This window comes from Pedobacter sp., assembly GCF_035566355.1.
Classification (GTDB): domain Bacteria; phylum Bacteroidota; class Bacteroidia; order Sphingobacteriales; family Sphingobacteriaceae; genus Pedobacter.
The window spans coordinates 1-3199 of the sequence record NZ_DATMRL010000022.1 but is presented as its reverse complement, the minus strand read 5'-3'; the positions used below and the strand labels follow the sequence as shown (position 1 = coordinate 3199).

Here is a 3199-nt window from a genome sequence, read left to right as displayed (position 1 = left end):
CCATACCCCCCTATTCCATAACGACATTGGTTTTCCTGTAACTTATGTTCTACCCAGGCTGAAAATTTTACGGTATCTCTTAACACATCGTCTGTCAGCTCGATATTTTTTTTTGTAAAATCAAAGGGATATAAAGCATCTTTTTCAGGATCAAAATCCACAACCTGAGTTATAGAGATATCCTTTCTTTCAAAATAAGTTTCAAAGCGTTCCGAAAGTGTCATTCCTGGTAAAATAAAAGGAGGCTTTTACCCCTCCTGATCTGTATCTTTTCTGTCTTTAGAAATCTTATCAAAGATTTTATCCATATGCTCCACATACTCATTCGTATCGTCTACAAAAAAAGTAAGCGTGGGAACAATCCGCGCCTGGTGCCTGATTCTGGAACCAAGTTTATAACGGATCTCTCCTGAATGTGAATTTACTGTCGCAACAGATAATGCCGTGTTATTCGTATTCAAAAAGCTAAGGTAAACTTTCGCCACGGCAAGATCTGGCGATACTCTTACTTTGGTAATAGTAACTAATGTATTGGGTAAATATGCAGCCCCTTCACGTTGAAAAATCGCTGCCAGTTCTTCCTGTAATACCCCTGCAAATTTCTGTTGTCTTTTACTTTCCATAATCTAATCCTCCACTTAAATATTAATATAACAACTTATCATAAGGATAACGTTGCGTATGCAAGGCCACCACTTTATCGTACAATAACTGCTTGAACTCCTCTAAATTTTCTTTGTGCAGTGCAGAGATAAATAAAGCCGGGGCATTATGATGTGCCATCCAACTCTTTTTAAACTCAGCCAAAGTAAATGGCACATGATCTTCTCCTTCTTCAACGGGTTCAGGACTCACATAGGCATCTATCTTATTGAAAACCATAATCGTATCCTTATCCCTTGCCCCCAGGTCCTTTAACGTTTCATTGACCACGCCAATCTGATCTTCAAAGCTGGTATGTGACACATCAACCACATGGATCAGTATGTCCGCTTCCCTTACCTCATCAAGAGTAGACTTAAAACATTCTACCAGATGATGCGGTAATTTACGAATAAATCCAACCGTATCTGAAAGCAGGAAAGGCAAATTGTCAATAACCACTTTTCTAACCGTGGTATCCAGTGTCGCAAACAATTTGTTCTCCGCAAAAACCTCCGATTTAGACAACATGTTCATAATCGTAGATTTCCCAACATTGGTATAACCCACCAGAGCCACCCGGATCAATTGTGTTCTGTTTTTCCGCTGCGTCTCATTTTGTTTATCAATGAGTTTCAACCGGCTTTTCAATAAAGAAATCTTCTCCAGAATCATCCGTCTGTCACTCTCAATTTGTGTTTCACCAGGCCCACGCATCCCGATACCACCCTTCTGGCGCTCGAGGTGGGTCCATAACCTGGTTAATCTTGGCAGCAAATATTGCAGCTGTGCCAATTCCACCTGTGTCTTGGCCTGTGCTGTTTGAGCCCTGCCTGCAAAAATATCCAGAATCAGGTTACTTCGGTCCAAGATCTTCACCTGCAGTTCCCGTTCAATATTCCTAAGCTGAGAAGGTGAAAGCTCATCATCGAACACCACCATATCTATCTCTTCAGACTTCACATAAGCCTGTATTTCTTCAAGTTTACCGGTACCAACAAATGTAGCGCGTTCCGGGCGGAGCATTTTCTGTGTAAACAAATGCTCTACCTTTCCACCTGCTGTATCTACCAGAAAAGCCAGCTCATCCAAATATTCTTTGGTCTCTTCCGGGGTTTCCCCGGGCCTGATCACACCAACAAGTACAGCGCGTTCCTGTTTAAGTGCGGTATCATAAAATTTTTGTTTTCCCATGTATCCCTGCAAAGATACAAAAGTTATACCGAGATTAAATCTCTGGCAAACTGGCGCATTGCGTCTCCCGGATCTTCGGTTTTCATAAAGTTCTCTCCAATCAAAAATCCATTAAATCCAGCGGTCTTTAAACGCTTAATTGTATCAGTATGACTGATGGCACTTTCAGAAATCTTCATAAAATCATTCGGAATCCGGTCTACCAGATCAAAAGAAGTCTGGATATTTACCGTAAAATCGGCCAGGTTCCTGTTGTTTACACCAATAGCATCCAGATCAGCACAAATGCTCCTTTCCAGTTCTTCCTGATTATGCACTTCCAAAAGCACATTTAAACCAAGCCCCTTTGCTGTAGCTGCCAATGCTGTAATTTCTTTTGGTGTCAGAATTGCAGCAATTAACAAAATAATATCTGCGCCCCAGGCTTTTGCTTCCAGAATCTGGTACTCATCTACCATGAAATCCTTTCTCAGCAATGGAACCTGATTAACAGCCCTGGCCTTCAGGAGATCTGAAGGGTCACCGCCAAAAAAATCAACATCTGTCAGAACAGAAATTGCAGAAGCTCCAGCAGCAGCATATGCTGTAGTCACCTCTTCTACCGTTACACGGTCGTTAATAATCCCTTTGGAAGGAGAACGACGCTTGAATTCAGCAATAATGCCCGTCCGCTGGTCATCTCTTAAAAAATCTTTAAACCGGTAAGGCTGACGTTCAAAATGCAATGCCGCTTCCAGTTGTTGTATACTGACTTTCTGTTTGGCCAGCTGTATCTCTTCTCGCTTGCGTAAAACTATTTTATCCAGGATGTTCATGACTCTAACCAGTTTTGCATCATTTGTTTACCATATTCTGTTAATACACTCTCCGGGTGAAACTGTACCCCTCTTATATCAAACTCATTGTGTCTGAGCGCCATGATCTGTCCGTCTTTATCTGTAGCCGTTACTGTAAAAACAGAAGGAAGACCTGCGGTATCGACTACCCAGGAGTGATATCTGCCCACATTGATCACTTCAGGGCAATCTTTAAAAGTCAACTCTTCTGGATCCAGAACGTTGATTGGCGTTGCAATACCATGCATAGGCCGGCCTAAATTCAATAAATTACCTCCAAAAGCTTCCGCAATAGCCTGCTGCCCGAGACATACACCAAAAATACTCTTCTTTCCAGCATAGGCTTTGATCACTTCCAAAAGCAAACCTGCTTCCTCAGGAATACCAGGCCCTGGAGACAGCAGGATCTTATCGTAACGGTCCACATCCCCCAGTTCAAATTTATCGTTTCTCCAGACCTCCACCTCGTATCCAATCTCGTTCACCAGATGTACCAGGTTGTAGGTAAAAGAGTCATAGTTATCTAT

The 3199-nt window shown here is 42.1% G+C and carries 4 protein-coding genes and 1 pseudogene; all 5 read right to left on the bottom strand.

The window, feature by feature from the left end; translation table 11 throughout:
- Nucleotides 1-224, bottom strand: a pseudogene (locus VNZ46_RS00790) (peptidase M23); the annotation flags it as partial.
- A gap of 24 nt (nt 225-248) precedes the next feature.
- Nucleotides 249-623: a 30S ribosome-binding factor RbfA gene (rbfA, locus tag VNZ46_RS00785; protein WP_108550482.1), complete on the bottom strand. Its 375-nt coding sequence runs from the start codon at nt 621-623 to the stop codon at nt 249-251.
- A gap of 22 nt (nt 624-645) precedes the next feature.
- On the bottom strand, nt 646-1836 hold the full coding sequence (hflX, locus tag VNZ46_RS00780; RefSeq protein WP_325558157.1) for a GTPase HflX: 1191 nt from the start codon (nt 1834-1836) through the stop codon (nt 646-648).
- Between the two features lie 23 nt (nt 1837-1859).
- A complete protein-coding gene (gene trpC / locus VNZ46_RS00775; protein ID WP_325558156.1) occupies nt 1860-2651 on the bottom strand; it encodes an indole-3-glycerol phosphate synthase TrpC in 792 nt (263 codons plus the stop codon).
- A partial coding sequence (locus VNZ46_RS00770; protein ID WP_325558155.1) for an aminodeoxychorismate/anthranilate synthase component II occupies nt 2648-3199 on the bottom strand: 552 nt, incomplete at its 5' end. The genes trpC and VNZ46_RS00770, both read right to left, overlap by 4 nt.